The organism is Pandoraea sp. (assembly GCF_041919235.1).
Classification (GTDB): Bacteria; Pseudomonadota; Gammaproteobacteria; order Burkholderiales; family Burkholderiaceae; genus Pandoraea.
In genome coordinates this window covers 1-17,452 of sequence record NZ_JAYRUC010000029.1, presented here as the reverse complement: position 1 = coordinate 17,452, position 17,452 = coordinate 1, and the positions used below count along the sequence as shown (strand labels likewise).

Below are 17,452 nucleotides of genomic sequence, written 5' to 3'. Positions count from 1 at the left end.
CGGGAGCCGTCATAGAGAAAAGATGCGCGCCGAAGGGCAGTCCAGTACACTGGCCGGATGCTCTCCGATTGGCTCGTCCGCAACCTCCTCGTCAGCCTGTTTCTACCGCCGGTCAACGTACTGGTACTCTCGGTCGCCGCACTTGTCGTCTGGCGGCGGTGTCCGCGTATCGGCAAAACGTTGGCGATCGTTGCCATTCTGGCGCTCTGGGTACAGGCGATGCCCTGGTTCGGCCGGCAACTGGCCCGACCGTTGGAAGTGGGCACCGCGATCGATCTCAAATGGCTAGACGCTGCACGTCAGTCGCCCGTGGCTGCGGCGACGTTGCCGCAGGCCGTGGTGATTCTCGGCGGGGGCTCGACCCGCCACGCCCCCGAGTTCGGCCGTGACAACGGCGCAGATTTGAACGACACCACGCTGGCTCGGGTGCGTTACGGCGTGTTTCTCGCGCGTCGCACGCAATTGCCTGTGCTGGTTTCCGGCGGCAGTCCGACCGGAGATGTCGTCGAGGCGCGTGCGATGGCCCAAGTGGCGACGGATGAATTCGGTGTGCCGGTGCGCTGGATCGAAGGACAATCGTTGAACACGGCGCAAAACGCCACATTCAGCGCGCGTATGCTGGCGAACGCTGGCGTGTCGCGCGTCTATCTGGTCACGAGTGCATGGCATATGCGCCGCGCTCGCGACCAGTTCGAACGCGCCGGACTCACGGTGGTACCCGCACCGTGCTGCAACGCGAACGCGTTCGAACCCGATGCCATGCCGGGCGGGTGGCCGACCATTGGCGGTTTGCGCACCACGCATCAGGCGCTGCGAGAATGGATGGCCCTGGCCGTGGGGCATTGAGGCGGCCGTCCCCTGTGCGACGCGGTGAGGCGCCAGCGTCGCAGACAGGAAGCCGCATTATCCTGAGCCGCGCATCCGTGCGGGGCTCCCTGAATTGCTAACCTCAAACGAGAGAGACGTATGAAGACGAAAGCTGTCCTGAGCGTTGAAGACGTACAGAAGATCAACGCCGCCGCCGTGGCCGAGGCCACCTCGAACGGCTGGAATGTGTGTATCACGATCGTCGACGATGGCGGTCACGCCCTGTCGCTGCATCGGATGGATGGCGCTGCGCCGAGCACCGCCATGATGTCGCTGGGCAAGGCACAGACCTCGGCGCTGGGCCGTCGCGAGAGCGGCGCGTTCGAAGAAATGATCAATGGCGGCCGCTTCGCGTTCTTGAGTGCGCCGAACACCGCGATGCTCGAAGGCGGCGTGCCCATCGTGGTGGGCGGTAACGTGATTGGTGCCGTCGGTGTGTCGGGCGTGAAGTCGGCGCAGGATGCGCAGATCGCGCGCGCAGGTATCGCCGCCGTGACGGGCGCGTAAGCACGCAGGCGCGCCCGGGGCGTTTGCCCGGAACCGGAAAGACAAAAGCATCGCCCACGAAAGTCGGCGATGCTTTTTTTTCGGAACATGCAAAGAAAAACCCGTCCTTGCGCACGGGTCAAAGGCTTGTCAGGCCGAATGGCCCGCCTGAGGCTTGGCAGGCTGGGCCACGAGGAGAACATCAATGAAACCCGAGGGGATGGACAAAAAAGTGGCTTGGCTGGCGCGCAACGCGGGTAGAGAGGGGCTTGCCGTAACTACATGGGATTGCGTTGCGTTCGCTGGCTACTGCCAAACACCTCTTAGGCGAGGTGGTCCCCACAAAACTCGGTGAAGGCGGCGGCACGGTCGTGGTCATGTCGCCGCCAAAATTCGTGAATGATTCCGCCACCTACTTGGTCAGGATCAACTTGCCGTAGCGGGTCGCGCGCAGCTGGTAGGTCTGTCCGTTGTGCAGGATGTTCACGCATTGCGTGCCTTGCAGCAGGTGGTCGCTCGTCAGTACACGGCCCGTGGGTTGGCCGGCTGGCTTCTGCGCCGCTGGGCTGGCCGCTTGCGCGCGCGACACCGACAGGGTGCGACGTGGTGCTGTGGCAGGCAGGGTCGGGCGGGCAGTGGTGTGGCTTGCGGTCATCTCGTGCTTCCGTAGGGCTGACTATGGAATGAATATTAAATGAGAATCATTCCTATTTGCATTTGAATTTGACTATTGGTGCTTTGTTTGAATAGATGACTGCTAAGTCGGGGCGCCGGACGGTGGCGTTCACCGTCCGGCAAACGCCCCGTTGGCGGGGCGCTCAGTCCAGCGCGCCTTGTTCGGCGAGCGCGCGGATTTGCGCGACGGTGTCGATGTCGGCCTCGCGATAGGCGGACTTCACAAACTCGCTGTAGCGCGTGTCGGCCGTGGCGGTGTCCTCTTGCAGCGTAGTGCTGTACGTGAAGCGGACAAAGTAATGCGTTGGCGTCGGCTCTTCAATACGCATCGTGAGGGTGCCTCCGGCATGCTGATCGGTGGCGGCCGTCTCGTAGCGAACCGATTGCCGGGCGTCGAAGACGACCCGGTCGCGCACCACCGCCTCGCCAAAGCGCAGCTCACGAGTGAGCGTATCGCGGGTGCGTTCGTGCACGATGCACTGGTCGAGTCCCAGCACGAAAGCTTCCGGCTGCTCGGCGCGCAGCACGAGGCCGCGCCACAATTGATCGCGCGTGAGCGCGAAGGCCAGCGGATTCAGGAGGTCGTTGACCTCGATCAGATGTTCGTACTGCAAGAAAATCTCCCCTTCCATCGATGGCGGCCGACACGCCGTAACAAAGTACGGGCGATGCGCCGGTGATTACTCAATCAAACTACTGTCGATGGCAATGGTGCCCGACAACACCTTGTGAATTGGGCATGCATTCGCGATTTCCAAGAGGCGCTGACGCTGTTCCTCCGACAAATCGCCGCCCAGCTCGATCTTTCGCGTGATCTGCGTTGTCCCAGCGGGCGGTTTGCCGTCCGGATTCATCGCGAGCGTCACTTTCACATCCTTGAGGGGCCATTCCTTGCGGCGGGCATACATCTGAAGCGTGATTGACGTGCAGGCGCCGAGGCTGGAAAGCAGCAGCGCCGTTGGCGCGGGGCCAAGATCGGCACCGCCGAGCGTCGCAGGCTCATCGGCAGACCATTCGTGCTTTCCGTCCGAGAGATGCGTGGTGAAACCTGCGGCGCCCAAATGGGCGGTGACAATCGGTTCTGCGGCCATGGCAGCTCCTGTGGGGCCTCCATGAACGCCGTGGTAAACGTCATGGAACGTGTCGAGAGAGTAAGAGAGCGGCCCGGCGACGAAGACGGGCCACAACACACTTTGTGTGTCATTGTGACCCAATTTCACCGGGCGGTGCGAACGGCAGGGATCTCCCCGAAGGGACTGCCTTAACCCGCGGTGCCCGACGCCGGAATTCGTCCCATGCGCCCTGCCTGAAAGTCGAGAATCGCCTGACGAATCTCGCTTTCCGTGTTCATCACGAACGGACCGTAGCGGGCCACCGGCTCACCCAGGGGTTTGCCGCCGATCAGCAAGAACGACAGTGGCTGGTCGCTATCGTTGCGCATGGCGATGCTTGCGCCGTCGTTGCCGAACACGACCATTTGATGCGTCTTGGCCGGCGTGGCTTCGGCACCGAAATGCCCCTCGCCGTCGATCACATAGGCGAACACGTTGAAGTCGGCGGGCACCGGATGATCGAGCGACGCCTGCGGTTGCAGCGTGAAGTGCTGGTAGAGGATCGGCGTGCGGGTCTCGATGACGGCGCGCGTGCCAAGCGCTTCGCCCGCAATCACGCGAACCGAGACCTTGCCGTCGGCGCTCGTCGCATGCGGGATACCCGAAGCCGGTAGCTCCTGATAACGTGGCGTGCTCATCTTGTCCGTGCTCGGCAGATTCACCCAGAGCTGGAAGCCATGCATCGTGCCGCCACGCGTTTGAAACGCTTGCGAGGGCATTTCGGAGTGGATGACGCCAGCCCCGGCGGTCATCCACTGCACGTCACCCGGCGTGAGCTTGCCTGCATGGCCCTGCGAGTCGCGGTGCTCCATCTCGCCCGCGAGCAGATACGTGACAGTCTCGAAGCCGCGATGCGGGTGATCGGGTGCGCCCTTGGCCTCGCCGGGCGAGACTTGCATCGGCCCCATCTCGTCGAGCAGCAGGAACGGATCGAAGTCCATCATCATGCGGGTCGGGAACGGGCGATTGACATGAAAGCCGGCGCCTTCCTGCGTTTGGGCTGCCGTGAAGACACGGGCGACCGGACGGGCGTTGGGGGTGCTCATGGGGGAAGTCTCCTGTTGGGACGGACGCCGAGGCGGCGTCGCGGGTCCAATGCGATGCCCAAACTATATCGGGGTGCATGGCCCCAGGAGTAGCCCGTAACACAGGAAGGATTGTTACCCGATTGGAACAATCGTGGGCAATCGCGGGCAATCGCGGGCAAATAGCGAACGCCGCGAACCGCAGGGACGAAAAAAAGCGCGGTGACGGGCACCGCGCGTGGAGGTCTGCGATTCGTGGATTTGCCGCGCCTACTTGGTCTGCGGATCGGTCACGAAGCCGAGTTTGGTGATACCGGCCGTCTGTGCTTCCGAGAGCACCTTGGCGACGCTCTCGTAGCGCACGTTCTTGTCCGCGAACAGGTGCAATTCCGGCTGCGGTTGTGCTTCGGAGGCCTGTGCCAAACGCGCCTTGAGCGTGGCGTCATCGACCGCCTGCTTGTCCCAGAAGACCGTGCCGTCGGCCTGGATCGAGAGGTCGATCTTGGCAGGCTTGGTGTCTTCCGGCTGGCTGCTAGCCTGTGGCAGGTCGAGCTTGACCGAATGATTGAGCACCGGCAGCGTCACGATGAAGATGATCAGCAGCACCAGCATGACGTCGACGAGCGGCGTCATGTTGATCTCGCTCATCATGGCGTCGTCGGCATTGTCGTCGCTGCTGTATGAACCTATGGCCATGGCGAACTCCTTCTCTTGCGCGGCGGCTTAGCTGGCGCTGGCCGGGGTGGACGGCTTGCGCACCGGCGTGACGTTGTTCGCGAACTGCGTCGGGTGCAGGCTGGCGCCGGTCAGGAAGTAGGCGTGCAGGCTGTGGGCGAAACGGTTGAGCTTCGACACGACGCCTTTGTTGGCACGCGTCAGGGCGTTGAAGCCGAGCACGGCCGGGATCGCAACGAACAGACCGAAGGCGGTCATGATGAGGGCCTCGCCCACGGGGCCGGCCACCTTGTCGATCGTCGTCTGACCCGATGCACCGATGGCCAGCAGGGCGTGATAGATGCCCCAGACCGTGCCGAACAGACCGACGAACGGCGAGGTTGAGCCAATCGACGCCAGCATGGCCAGACCGCTTTGCAGGCGCGATACCGTATCGTCCACCGAGTTCTTCAGGGCGCGCGTGATCCAGTCGCTCACGTCCATCTTGTCGTGCAGATGCGGCTGGCTTTGGCGGTGATGTTCGGCGGCATCCTGACCGGCGAGGGCCAGTGCGAGGAACGGGTTGTTCTGCCCCGATTCGCCCAGCTTCTGCAGACCGGCGGAGAAATTCTCCGAGTGCCAGAAGTCCGGCTCGGCGGTGCGCGTCAGTCGGCTCAGACGGAAGACTTGCGTGCCCTTGATGATGATGACCGTCCAGGACAGGACCGACATCACCAACAACACGATCGCGATGGCTCGGGTGACGAAATCGCCCTGCGCCCAGACGTGGCTCAAACCATACTCTTGCATTTTGCGTTCCTCGGGAGATCCCGTTCGTGAATCTTGACGTTAATCGTTCAGATTGAAATTAAACGGCTTGGTTGCCGCGGCTTCCACCGCCCGGCCGTTTTGCATCGGAGGCGAGCAGCGCATCGCCAGCGCGGCGGTGCGGGCGGCCTGGTCGAGACGGGGAAAGCCGCTCGACTTGACGACGTTGGCGCTCGAGACCCCGCCGCGCGTGTCGATCACCACACGCAGTGTGACCGTGCCTTCCTCGCCAACGCGACGCGACTGCGTCGGATAGACCACGCGGGGATCTTCGCATTTGACGGCCAGCCCCTCAATCGGACCTGACGGCGCGGGCGCAGGGACCGGTGTGGGCGGGGCGGCGGGCGTCGCTGCGGTGTGCTGCGCGGGTTCGATCGGCGCTTGCTGCGGTGCCGGCGCGACCGGCTCGGCCTTTTGCGTGATGGCGTTCTTCGGCGGTACGCGCGGGGTGGGCGGGGGCGCGACCTTGGGCTTGGGCGGTTCCGGCTGCGCCTTGGGCGGTGCGGGTTGTGGCGGCATTGGCGCGGGCGTGAGCGGAATGATCGTGGCGGTAAAGGTCGTCGGTTCGATCGTCGCCTTTTCGGGGGCGTTGCGCAGGTGCGACAGCCCCACCAGCGCGGCGATGTGAACGATGACGATCAATGTCGCGATCGCGAAGGCACGCGGCGACGTCAGCGGATCGCGGATCTGCGTGAGCGCAAGGCCAGATGGGGGCACGGCGGTCGACATGGTAACGGCTAGAGTACGCTAAATTGCGGCGACGAACAGAGGGCCAAGCGCGGTGAGCGAAGACTCGAAGTTCGGGATCGACCGGACGTACGATCAATGGAAAACCGCGCCCAGGGGCGCGGTCGGCGAACACAGTGCGTCAGAAACCGTGCGAAAACTCACTTTCGAAACAGAAAAAACGACAAACATAACGTCGAAACAAAGCCAATCAGGAGTTCCATCCGAGACCTCCACAGGGTGACAGGTTGCTGGCTGGCGCTGGGTGGCAAATGCGGATCATCGCATGTGCGTCGTCCGGCTGGCGCTGTTGCCGGTGCGACACTCGGACGCAGGGGCAAGTCGAAAAACGTGACACAAACGGTCTGGCCCGACCGCTGCCGAAAGGATAGCAACAACGTGCGCGCGCTTGCGACGGCGCTCGCCGTCTCAAGCGGCCAGCGCCAGTTTCCGCACGGCGACGGTGTTCGTGGTGCGGGACGGCGCTTCAGCCGACCGGCAGCATCCACCGCACGCGCGGCCGCAGCAGGGCGAAGCACCCGACACCATTTCCTGGACATAAGGACCGCACTTGCCACAGCACAGCGCAACACCGAGGTCGATCTGAAGATCTTCCATCGTGGTGGCACCGGCGTCGAGACAAGCCTTGATCTGGCGGTCGGAGACGGATTTGCAAACGCAGACGATCATGATGAAAACGTCAAAATGTAACACTAATGAGAATAATTATTATTCAAGTTATTGCAATTTGCAAGCGCCATCGACCTATTCCATGGCACGCACAGGGATTTACCGACGTCGCGTCAGACGGAGATGATGGGAAGGTTTGGCGGGAGATCGAGACTGGCTGGGCCGCGTGGCCCGAAATCGGCAATTTCGACCGTTTGAACGCGCGGTGCGTTGGGCAGCAGCCGGTCCGCCATCGTCTGCAGGGCGGTGGCATTGGCGGTGGCGAACAATTGGAGGCTGCCACTTGCGTTGAGCAGACGGGGCGCGCTCAGGTCGTCGGTTTCCAGGCGGCGTTGAAGTTGACGAGCGATGGCAGCGCCGGTGTCGATAAGGGTGAGCGCGGTGCCGAAGCGGCGTCGTATGGCCGGTATGAGGAATGGGTAGTGGGTGCAGCCGAGCACGAGCGTGTCGGCGCCTTGCGAGAGCATCGGGTCGATAAACTGTTCGAGCAGTGCCATGACCTCGGGGGAGTCGACGTCGCCGGCCTCGATGTGCTCGACGAGCCCGCGGCCCGGCTGGCAGAGGAAGCGTTGCCCTTGTGCGGTGTGACGTGCGAGCAGTTCGGCGAACCGGGTGCTGCGCAGCGTTGCTGCGGTGGCGAGCACCCCGATCACGCCGCGCGTCGACGAGGCCGCAGCGGGCTTGATGCCGGGCTCGACGCCGACGACCGGCCACGGCGCGTCGGCGCGCAGCGCGGCCACGCCGTGCGCCGTCGCGGTGTTGCAGGCGACCACGAGCGCCTTGGCACCGTGCTCGCGCAGCCATCGACCGATCGCGAGGCTGCGCTGTTCGATGAACGCGTCGGGGCGCTCGCCATAGGGGGCGAAGTGCGAGTCGGCCACATAGAGCAAGGACTCGTGCGGGAGCAGGGCGCGTACGGCCTGAAGGACCGACAGGCCGCCGAGCCCGGAATCGAAGACGCCAATGGGCGCGTTGGAGGGCATGGCAAACGAAAAAGGGCCGGCAAATGGCCGGCCCCGGAATTCTAGCGCAAAGCCCGCGACTCGATGCGGGGCGGCGATGCGCGGTCAGTAACGCGCGTTCAGGCGTGTCGAACTTACTCGTCGAACGACGCCATGCCCGACTGCTGATAGTTCTGCAGACCGACCTTGTCGATCAGTTCGATTTGCGTTTCCAGCCAATCGATATGCTCTTCGGTGTCGTGCAGGATCTCGTTGAACAGCTCGCGCGAGACATAGTCTTTCACGCTTTCGCAGTGGGCGATGCCTGCCTTGCAGGTGTCTTGTGAGAGATATTCGAGCTTCAGATCGCACCGCAGAATCTCATCGGTGTTCTCACCGATGAGCAGCTTGTGCAGGTCTTGCAGGTTAGGCAGACCGTCGAGCATGAAGATACGTTCGATCAGCTTGTCCGCATGCTTCATCTCGCCGATGGATTCGTCGTACTCATGTTTGCCGAGCTTGGCGAGGCCCCAATGGTTGTACATGCGGGCGTGCAGAAAGTACTGGTTGATCGCCGTCAGTTCGTTCGTGAGCTGTGCGTTGAGGAGGTCGAGGACTTTCTTGTCGCCTTTCATTTCGTATCCCTGTTTTATGCAGTTTCCAAGCGCTTGAGCGTAGCCTGAAAAAGCCGGGACGCCAAGCAATGCAAGGTGTTTCGTGAACCGAGGTACAAATGGTAACGCGATGCATTCTCGCTCGGCCGCGAACCGTCGACGTTAAGAAGCGCGCGGGTGGCGCCGTGAAAAAAGCCCGGCCGAGCCGGGCTTCGTCTTGCTGGTCGAGTCAGGCTGTACGCGACCTTGTGCAGCCTGACGTGGCCTTACATCGCCTGACGTGGCCTTACATCACCTTACGTGGCGCTATCTTCGCGTTATTCGGCGGTGACCGGGATCTTGCCGATCTTGGCTTGCCATTCCTTCGGGCCGGTCTGGTGCACCGACACGCCGGTCGAATCGACGGCCACCGTCACGGGCATGTCCTTGACGTCGAACTCGTAGATCGCTTCCATGCCGAGGTCTTCGAAGGCGAGCACGCGGGCTGCACGAATGGCCTTGGACACAAGGTAAGCGGCACCGCCGACGGCCATCAGGTACGCAGCCTTGTGCTTCTTGATTGCCTCGATGGCGGCCGGGCCGCGTTCCGACTTGCCGATCATGACGGCGAGGCCCGTCTTCGACAGCATCATGTCGGTGAACTTGTCCATGCGCGTCGACGTGGTGGGGCCGGCCGGGCCGACGACTTCGTCGCGCACCGGATCGACGGGGCCGACGTAATAAATCGCGCGACCCTTGAAGTCCACCGGCAGCGGCTCGCCGCGGCCGATCATGTCGGCGATGCGCTTGTGGGCGGCATCGCGACCGGTGAGCATCTTGCCGGAGAGCAGCAGGGTCTGCCCCGGCGTCCAGCTCGCGACTTCCTCCGGCGTGAGCGTATCCAGATCGACGCGCTTGCTGGTTTCGGTGTTCGGTGCCCAGTGCACATTCGGCCACGCGTCGAGCGACGGTGCGGCGAGGAACGACGGGCCCGAGCCGTCCAGCGTGAAGTGCGCATGACGCGTTGCCGCGCAATTCGGAATCATGGCGACCGGCTTGGACGCGGCGTGCGTCGGGTAGTCGAGAATTTTCACGTCGAGCACGGTGGCCAGACCGCCCAGGCCTTGCGCGCCGATACCTAGCGCGTTGACCTTTTCGAACAGTTCGATACGCAGTTCTTCGTTCCAGTTCTGAGGGCCGCGCTTGATGACGTCATGGATGTCGATCGGGTCCATGAGCGATTCCTTCGCGAGCACCATGGCTTTTTCGGCCGTGCCGCCGATACCGATGCCGAGCATGCCCGGCGGGCACCAGCCGGCGCCCATGGTCGGCACCGTCTTCACGACCCAATCGACGATCGAATCGGAAGGGTTGAGCATCACGAACTTGGACTTGTTCTCCGAGCCGCCGCCCTTGGCTGCGACCGTGATGTCGACCTTGTCGCCTTCTACGATTTCGTAGTGGATGACGGCGGGCGTATTGTCCTTGGTGTTCTTGCGGCCCGCTTCGGGCGGTGCCACGATCGAGGCGCGCAGCACGTTGTCCGGGTGCATGTAGGCTTTGCGCACGCCTTCGTTGATCATGTCGGTGAGGCTGCGCTTGGCGTCCCAGCGCACGTTCATGCCGACCTTCACGAACACGGTCACGATGCCGGTGTCCTGGCAAAGCGGACGGCGGCCTTCGGCGCACATGCGGCTGTTGGTCAGGATCTGCGCGATGGCGTCGCGCGCGGCGGGGCTTTGCTCTGCCTCGTAAGCCCGGCCCAGTGCCTGGATGTAATCGGTCGGATGGTAGTAGCTGATGTATTGCAGGGCACCGGCGACGCTCTGAATGACGTCGTCTTCTTTAATGACGGTAGACATGAAACGGCTCTCGACTTAGTGGGGACGGGTAGAGGTAACGGCTTGGGGGGTAGCGTACGCCGGGGCGTGGCTATCGTTGGTCATCTTGTTGACGACCGCCATGACGACGGCAGACAGCAGGAAGACGCAGTGAATGATGACCTGCCACATGATCGTGTGTGGCGTTTGCTGGGCAGCGTCGATAAAGGTCTTGAGCAGGTGGATCGACGAAATGCTGATGAGCGCCATCGACAGCTTCACCTTGAGCACGCCGGCGTTCACGTGATCGAGCCACTCCGGCTCGTCGGGATGGCCTTCGACGCCCAGGCGTGAGACGAACGTCTCATACCCGCCGATGATCACCATGATGAGCAGGTTCGAGATCATGACCACGTCGATGAGACCGAGCACGACGAGCATGATCTGCGTTTCGTCGAGCGTCGTCGCGTGCGAGACCAGGTGCCAGAGTTCGACGAGGAACTTGTAGACGTAGACGCCTTGCGCGGCGATCAGCCCCAGGTACAGCGGCAGTTGGAGCCAGCGGCTGAAGAAAATGATGCGTGGCAGGGGGCGCATCGGCGCGTGAGGCGGGCGGCCGGGGGTCGACATGGCAATTTTGACGGAGTGGGGGCATTGGCCTGCGCTCGAGGCCACAGGCCGTAGTTATCGGATACGCAAAACAAATTCGAAAACACTCGCGATACTGCGACCGCGTGTACGTCACGGATCTCGCGTCGCGAAATTCGGTATGGCGAGCATTTTACAACGTCTTGCCGGGGGAGCCGGGCCGGATTCAGTCCCGGGCCGGCAATAGCGGCTTGCGGGCGCCTGCGCCCGGCAGCGCCGCGAGCACGATGCCTGCCACCGTCAGGGCGAGCGCTGCGCTCTGGGCGACGGCCAGCCGTTCGCCCAGGAAGATCACGCCGTAGGCGGTGGCGGCCACGGGCACCATGGCTGTGAAAACGCCGGCGAGTTGAGCGCTGACGTGTCGAATGCCGCGCATCCACAGGAAAAACGAGAACACGCTGGCGGCGAGGCCGTACCAGACGATGAGTGCCCAATGTCCGGGCGTGAGCGACGCGTAATCCACCGCCATCAGGCCTGCCACGCCGAACGGGAGCATCATCACGCCGCCGATCAGGTGGGTGTAGGCACAGATATCGATGGCGGGGAGTTGTGCGGCGAGCCGTTTCGAGACGATCACATAGATGGCTTCGCAGACAACGGCGCCGAGGACGAGCGCGTTGCCCAGCCCGGCGTTGCCGGCCGCGCCGGGGGCGCTAGCGGCATGCACGTCGCCGCGCGAGACGTTGAGCAGGGCCACGCCGGCAATGGCCAGCCCGATGCTCACGAGCGTGCGTCGCGACGGGTGTTCGCGCAGCACGGCCCACGACAACAGTGCGACGCAGGCGGGCAGCGTGGCGGTGATGACACCGGCGGCGGTGGCGGTCGTCATGCGCACACCCGAGAGCATGAGCAGCGTGAAGAGAAACGTACCGAAGAACGTTTGCACGAAGAGGTGGCGCCATTGGGTGCGTGTCACGCGTCGCATGGCGGCTGGCCGGTAGCGGGGCGCGAGGGCGATGACGGCGATCACGAAGCGCCACAGCGCGAAGGCGGCCACGGGCATGATGGCGACCATCGTCTTGCCGATCCCGACATTGGCGCCCACCAAGGTCATCGCCAGGGCGAGCGCAAAACTCGGAAAGCGTGCAAACAGGCGGTCGGTGGCCGATGCCGTTGGGGGTGGGGCCTCGGACGGCGCAGGCTGGGATGTCGAATTCACGGGCGCTCCGGGCGAGTCCGGGGTGGCGAGTTAGGGTTGAGACGAGTAGCATTGTAGCGAATACGCCACAGTCGGCTGCAAGGCGGCGACACGTTCGCGTGAGTCCCGCGCGCGAGACACGGAAGTCGCGTGCACCAGTGTAAGGCGTTAGTAAGTCGCTCGTCTTAATGTGGCGTTAGCGATCTGTTTTGGCTTGATTGCAATTGTTTTTGCAAATCCATAAGAGGGGACAACTCATGGCAGCAATCGAATCGGTATTGCAGGAGCAGCGCGTTTTCGCGCCGCCGCAGGCGCTGGTCGCCAAAGCGAAGATCTCCGGCATGCCCGCCTATGAGGCGCTGTGCGCCGAGGCCGAGAAGGATTACGAGGGATTCTGGGCGCGTCAGGCGCGCGAGAATCTGGCCTGGCACACGCCGTTCACCAAAGTCCTCGACGAGACCAGCGCCCCGTTCTACACGTGGTTCGAAGACGGTCGGATCAATGCCTCCTACAACTGTCTGGACCGCCAGATCGAAGCGGGTCTGGGCGACAAGAACGCCATTCTTTTCGAAGCCGACGATGGCACGGTGACCCCCGTCACCTATCGTGACTTGCTCTCGCGAGTGAGCCGTTTTGCCAATGCGCTCAAGGCCAAGGGTGTGAAGAAGGGTGACCGTGTGGTCATCTACATGCCGATGTCGATCGAGGGCGTGGTTGCCATGCAGGCGTGCGCGCGCATTGGCGCGACGCATTCGGTCGTGTTCGGGGGCTTTTCGGCCAAGTCGCTCAATGAGCGCGTGATCGATGCGGGGGCGGTGGCCATCGTCACTGCCGACGAGCAGATGCGTGGCGGCAAGGCGTTGCCATTGAAGGCCATCGTCGATGAAGCGCTGGCGATGGGGGGCTGCGAACATGTGAAGTCCGTGATCGTCTACCGACGCACGGGCGGCAATGTGACGATGCAGGCTGGCCGGGACGAAGTGCTGCAGGACCTCGTCGCCGGGCAATCGGATCAATGCGAGCCGGAGTGGGTCGGCGCGGAGCATCCGCTGTTCATCCTTTATACGTCGGGCTCGACGGGCAAGCCGAAAGGCGTGCAGCACAGCACTGGCGGGTATTTGCTGTGGGCGTCGCTCACCATGCAGTGGACGTTCGACATCAAGCCGGACGACGTTTTCTGGTGCACGGCCGACATTGGCTGGATCACGGGGCATACGTACATCGCTTATGGCCCCTTGGCGGTGGGCGCAACGCAGGTCGTGTTCGAAGGCGTGCCGACGTACCCGAATGCGGGCCGGTTCTGGGAGATGATCGGCCGACACAAGGTATCGGTGTTCTATACGGCGCCGACGGCGATCCGCTCGTTGATCAAGGCGGCGGAGCAGGCACCTGAAGTGCATCCGAAGCAGTACGACCTGTCGTCGTTGCGCATTCTCGGGTCGGTGGGTGAGCCGATCAACCCTGAAGCGTGGATGTGGTACTACGAGAACGTTGGCGGTGCGCGTTGCCCCATCGTCGATACGTGGTGGCAGACGGAGACGGGCGGGCACATCATCACGCCGCTGCCGGGTGCCACGCCGTTGGTGCCGGGGTCGTGCACGCTGGGTCTGCCGGGCATTGCGGTGGCGATTGTCGACGAGACCGGGCAGGACGTGCCCAACGGCCAGGGTGGCATGTTGGTGATCAAGCGTCCCTGGCCGGCGATGATTCGTACGATCTGGGGCGATCCGGAGCGTTACAAGTCGAGCTATTTTCCGTCGGAATTGGGCGGCAAGATTTATCTGGCGGGGGACGGCTCGATTCGCGACGCCAAGACGGGCTACTTCACGATCATGGGCCGAATCGACGACGTGTTGAACGTCTCGGGTCACCGCATGGGCACGATGGAAATCGAGTCGGCGCTTGTGGCGAACCCTATGGTGGCGGAGGCTGCGGTGGTGGGGCGTCCGGACGACACGACGGGCGAGGCCATTGTCGCGTTCGTGGTGCTCAAGCGTTCACGGCCGACGGGGGACGAGGCGAAGCAACTGGCGCTCGAGTTGCGTAATTGGGTGGGCAAGGAGATCGGTCCGATTGCGAAGCCGCGGGACATCCGATTTGGAGACAACTTGCCGAAGACGCGTTCGGGCAAGATCATGCGGCGTCTGCTGCGGGTGATTGCCAAGGGCGAGGAGATTACGCAGGACACGTCGACGCTCGAGAATCCGGCCATCCTGGAGCAGCTCAAGCAGGCGCAATAGGCGCAATAGGCGGCAGGGGCCGTAGCCTGGTATGGCAAATCGCTTGCGGACCGGCGCGGCCGGCATGGCTGACACCGTTGATGGCGGCCGGCCGGTGGGCGCGGGAGTCGGCGGGGGGCTGCCCGATGTCGACTGGCATGGGGCGGCGGCCGGCATTGCCGCGCGTCACTGGCGGCGAACGCTGTGGCTGGTGGCGGTACTCATGGCAATCGGGTTCGTGGTGACATTCGTGCCGCAGTTCTGGGCGCGCGAATGGGCTGCGATGCGATTTGCCGGGTGGCCGCTGCCGTTCTACATGGGCGCTCAGGGATCGATACTGGTCGACATCGGCTTGATCGTCGTCTACGTCTGGCTGCAGCGGCGTAACGATGGGCGTTACCGACATGAATTGCACGTGTTGCGCGATGCGCATCGGGCCAGTCTTGGTCTTGATGGCGACGGGTTCGACAACGCGACGGCGCTCGCAACATCGCGAAGCGCTTCCTCACGCGCCGCTTCGGCGCCGACTTACCGATGAGTTTCACGCGCAGGTTGCTGCGCTACTACCTGTATTACACGGCGGGCTTTCTTGCGTTCGTGTTGATGATGGGGCTGCTCGAGCGGGTCAATGGTCCGGGCGTGTGGATCGGCTATGCCTTCCTGTTCGTGACGATTGCCGTGTATGCGGTGATCGGGCTGATTTCCCGGACATCTGACGCGACCGAGTACTACGTTGCGGGGCGTCGTGTACCGCCGGTGTTCAATGGCATGGCGTGTGCGGCGGACTGGATGAGCGCGGCGTCGTTCATGGGGTTGGCGGGATCGCTGTACGTGTCGGGCTATGACGGCCTGGCGTACGTCATGGGATGGACGGGCGGTTACTGTCTGGTGGCGTTCTTGCTTGCGCCCTATTTGCGCAAGATGGGGCGCTACACGGTGCCGGATTTTCTTGGCACGCGATACGACAGCAATGTGGTGCGGGCGTTGGGTGTTTTCTCGACGATTCTGTGTTCGTTCGTTTATCTCGTGGCGCAGATTCAGGGCGTGGGTTTGATTGCGTCGCGCTTCATTGGGGTGGAGTTCACGATTGGCATTTTCTTCGGGTTGGCGGGCATACTCGTGTGCTCGTTTCTCGGGGGTATGCGTGCGGTGACGTGGACGCAGGTGGCGCAGTACATCATCATGATTACGGCGTTTCTGGTACCGACGGCGATGATCGGGCATCAGACGGGCAATGGATGGTTTCCGCAGTTTCGCTATGGTGAGGCGTTGGCGAAGGTTGAGGTGTTGGAGCGAGAGATTCAGCGATCGGTGCCTGAGCGGGAGGTTCGCGACTACTACCGTGAGCGGGCGGAGCGGATGCAGCGTCGGCTGGATGGTTTGCCGGGCAGCTTTTATGGTGAGCGGGCGGCGTTGGAGCGGCAGCTACTCGACACGAAGCGTCGCAACGGTCCGTTGCGCGATGTGAAGGTCCTTGAGGCGAAGCTTGAGGCGTTTCCGCGCGACGTGGGGGAGGCGCAGAACGAGTGGTTGGAGCTGCGCAATCGGTATGTGGAGCGCAGTGAGCCGCCGCATGCGATGACGGAGGCGTTTTCGGCGCGCGATGGCACGACGCGCGGATCGCAGCGGTTGAATTTTTTGTTGCTGATGGTGTGTTTGATGATTGGGACGGCGAGCTTGCCGCATATCTTGACGCGATACGGCACGACGGCGACGGTTCAGGGGGCGCGCAGTTCTGTGGGGTGGACGTTGTTTTTTGTGGCGTTGTTGTATGTGAGTGCGCCGGCGTTGGCGGTGATGCTCAAGTATGACGTGCTGTTGCATTTGGTTGGGGCGCGATACGAGAGTTTGCCGGGGTGGGTGACGCAGTGGCGGCATGCGACGCCGGTGCAGTTGGACATTTCGGACGTTTACCGGGATGGGGTGGTGCAGTGGGGCGAGATCTGGATGCAGCCGGACATGTTGGTGTTGGCGGGGCCGGAGATTGCGGGGTTACCGTATGTGATTTCGGGGTTGGTGGCGGCGGGCGCGTTGGCGGCGGTGTTATCGACGGCGGATGGGTTGTTATTGACGATTGCGAATGCGTTGTCGCACGACGTTTATTTCCATATGGTGGATCGGAATGCGTCGAGTCAGAAGCGGGTGACGACGTCGAAGATCTTGTTGTTATGCGTGGCGATGTTTGCGTCGTATGTGACGTCATTGAAGTTGGGGAACATATTGTTTTTGGTGGGGGCGGCGTTTTCGTTGGCGGCGTCGTGTTTGTTTCCGGCGTTGGTGCTGGGGGTGTTTTGGAAGCGTACGACGCGGTTGGGGGCGACGGCGGGAATGGTGAGCGGGTTGTTGGTGTGCGTGTATTACATCATGACGACGTACCCGTTCTTTACGCGGCTGACGGGATTTGCGGGGTCGCGTTGGTGGGGAGTGGATCCGATTTCGGCGGGGGCGTTTGGGGTGCCGGTGGGGTTTGCGGTGGCGATAGCGTTTAGTTTGTTGGGGGGGCGTCCGAGTGAGCGAGACCGGCACTTGGTGGACCATCTTCGCCGCCCGTGACGTGGGGTGGGGAAGAAATTTTGCGGGGGTTGCACGAAAGGGTATGGGCTATCGCCGACGATCTGCTATAATTCGCGACCTTCAGGAGAGATGGATGAGCGGTTTAAGTCGCACGCCTGGAAAGCGTGTGTAGGATAATATCCTACCGGGGGTTCGAATCCCCCTCTCTCCGCCACAGATGTTTAAAGGGCTCCCCGCAAGGGAGCCCTTTCGCGTTTCACTATAGGGCGGATGTTTACTATTCGGGGGCCTGGCGGGGGCGGTTCGACGTACTCCGGCTATCGAGAGATGAGGTGTCGGAGCGTTCGGTAGCATTTCCGCCGGGGGTGTCAGAATTTCCGTGTTCAAGTCGGGTTGAGAATTACACGGACGGTCGAACGAATCGATCCGCGTAAAGGATAGCGAATTGGTTCATTGCTGTCTTCCAGTCCTTGGCCGCTCGCCCCCAATCGGCCGTAATGTTGCGCAGCGCCAGCC

The 17,452-nt window shown here is 62.7% G+C and carries 18 protein-coding genes and 1 tRNA gene; 6 read left to right on the top strand and 13 right to left on the bottom strand.

Annotated elements, in window-relative coordinates:
• Window positions 1-57: 57 nt before the first annotated feature.
• Together ACE3UG_RS19815 and ACE3UG_RS19810 are read left to right on the top strand one after the other, a co-directional pair.
• Window positions 58-846 carry a YdcF family protein gene (locus ACE3UG_RS19815; RefSeq protein ID WP_374627102.1) on the top strand — a complete coding sequence of 263 codons (789 nt, stop codon included), beginning with the start codon at window positions 58-60 and terminating at the stop codon, window positions 844-846.
• A gap of 120 nt (window positions 847-966) precedes the next feature.
• On the top strand, window positions 967-1,374 hold the full coding sequence (locus ACE3UG_RS19810) for a heme-binding protein (RefSeq protein WP_374627100.1): 408 nt from the start codon (window positions 967-969) through the stop codon (window positions 1,372-1,374).
• 391 nt (window positions 1,375-1,765) lie between these two features.
• On the opposite strand, the gene hemP is transcribed toward ACE3UG_RS19810, so the two are convergent.
• The 13 genes from hemP to ACE3UG_RS19745 all read right to left on the bottom strand — a co-directional run bounded on the left by hemP (window position 1,766) and on the right by ACE3UG_RS19745 (window position 12,158).
• A complete protein-coding gene (hemP, locus tag ACE3UG_RS19805) occupies window positions 1,766-2,008 on the bottom strand; it encodes a hemin uptake protein HemP (protein ID WP_374627098.1) in 243 nt (80 codons plus the stop codon).
• 163 nt (window positions 2,009-2,171) lie between these two features.
• Window positions 2,172-2,642 carry an SRPBCC family protein gene (locus tag ACE3UG_RS19800; RefSeq protein WP_374627096.1) on the bottom strand — a complete coding sequence of 157 codons (471 nt, stop codon included), beginning with the start codon at window positions 2,640-2,642 and terminating at the stop codon, window positions 2,172-2,174.
• A gap of 66 nt (window positions 2,643-2,708) precedes the next feature.
• Window positions 2,709-3,119: an OsmC family protein gene (locus ACE3UG_RS19795; RefSeq protein ID WP_374627094.1), complete on the bottom strand. Its 411-nt coding sequence runs from the start codon at window positions 3,117-3,119 to the stop codon at window positions 2,709-2,711.
• A 170-nt stretch (window positions 3,120-3,289) separates the two neighbouring features.
• Entirely contained in the window at window positions 3,290-4,186 is an 897-nt protein-coding gene (locus ACE3UG_RS19790; protein ID WP_374627092.1) for a pirin family protein, read from the bottom strand.
• Between the two features lie 249 nt (window positions 4,187-4,435).
• Entirely contained in the window at window positions 4,436-4,861 is a 426-nt protein-coding gene (locus tag ACE3UG_RS19785; protein WP_374627090.1) for an ExbD/TolR family protein, read from the bottom strand.
• A 27-nt stretch (window positions 4,862-4,888) separates the two neighbouring features.
• Window positions 4,889-5,629, bottom strand: a complete 741-nt coding sequence (locus tag ACE3UG_RS19780; RefSeq protein ID WP_374627088.1) for a MotA/TolQ/ExbB proton channel family protein — start codon at window positions 5,627-5,629, stop codon at window positions 4,889-4,891.
• Window positions 5,630-5,668: 39 nt separating this feature from the next.
• Window positions 5,669-6,376: an energy transducer TonB gene (locus ACE3UG_RS19775; protein ID WP_374627086.1), complete on the bottom strand. Its 708-nt coding sequence runs from the start codon at window positions 6,374-6,376 to the stop codon at window positions 5,669-5,671.
• A 426-nt stretch (window positions 6,377-6,802) separates the two neighbouring features.
• The gene (locus ACE3UG_RS19770; RefSeq protein ID WP_374627084.1) at window positions 6,803-7,063 is read right to left on the bottom strand and encodes a bacterioferritin-associated ferredoxin; all 261 of its coding nucleotides are present in this window, start codon (window positions 7,061-7,063) and stop codon (window positions 6,803-6,805) included.
• A 113-nt stretch (window positions 7,064-7,176) separates the two neighbouring features.
• Window positions 7,177-8,046 carry a glutamate racemase gene (gene murI, locus ACE3UG_RS19765; RefSeq protein WP_374627082.1) on the bottom strand — a complete coding sequence of 290 codons (870 nt, stop codon included), beginning with the start codon at window positions 8,044-8,046 and terminating at the stop codon, window positions 7,177-7,179.
• A gap of 113 nt (window positions 8,047-8,159) precedes the next feature.
• The gene (gene bfr / locus ACE3UG_RS19760; RefSeq protein WP_374627080.1) at window positions 8,160-8,639 is read right to left on the bottom strand and encodes a bacterioferritin; all 480 of its coding nucleotides are present in this window, start codon (window positions 8,637-8,639) and stop codon (window positions 8,160-8,162) included.
• A gap of 296 nt (window positions 8,640-8,935) precedes the next feature.
• Window positions 8,936-10,459 (bottom strand): fumarate hydratase, encoded by a 1,524-nt coding sequence (locus ACE3UG_RS19755; protein WP_374627078.1) that lies wholly within the window; start codon window positions 10,457-10,459, stop codon window positions 8,936-8,938.
• A gap of 15 nt (window positions 10,460-10,474) precedes the next feature.
• Window positions 10,475-11,047, bottom strand: a complete 573-nt coding sequence (locus ACE3UG_RS19750; protein WP_374627077.1) for a TIGR00645 family protein — start codon at window positions 11,045-11,047, stop codon at window positions 10,475-10,477.
• A gap of 184 nt (window positions 11,048-11,231) precedes the next feature.
• Complete coding sequence (locus ACE3UG_RS19745) at window positions 11,232-12,158, bottom strand: DMT family transporter (RefSeq protein WP_374627181.1); 927 nt, start codon at window positions 12,156-12,158, stop codon at window positions 11,232-11,234.
• Between the two features lie 302 nt (window positions 12,159-12,460).
• Between ACE3UG_RS19745 and acs the strand changes: the two genes are divergently transcribed.
• From acs to ACE3UG_RS19725, 4 genes are all read left to right on the top strand, one after another.
• A complete protein-coding gene (acs, locus tag ACE3UG_RS19740) occupies window positions 12,461-14,443 on the top strand; it encodes an acetate--CoA ligase (RefSeq protein WP_374627075.1) in 1,983 nt (660 codons plus the stop codon).
• Between the two features lie 64 nt (window positions 14,444-14,507).
• Window positions 14,508-14,960 carry a DUF4212 domain-containing protein gene (locus ACE3UG_RS19735; RefSeq protein ID WP_374627073.1) on the top strand — a complete coding sequence of 151 codons (453 nt, stop codon included), beginning with the start codon at window positions 14,508-14,510 and terminating at the stop codon, window positions 14,958-14,960.
• Window positions 14,957-16,975 (top strand): sodium:solute symporter family protein, encoded by a 2,019-nt coding sequence (locus ACE3UG_RS19730; protein ID WP_374627071.1) that lies wholly within the window; start codon window positions 14,957-14,959, stop codon window positions 16,973-16,975. Before ACE3UG_RS19735 ends, ACE3UG_RS19730 begins: the two co-directional genes overlap by 4 nt.
• An 84-nt stretch (window positions 16,976-17,059) precedes the next feature.
• A tRNA-Ser gene (locus tag ACE3UG_RS19725) sits at window positions 17,060-17,150 on the top strand.
• Window positions 17,151-17,452: the final 302 nt, after the last annotated feature.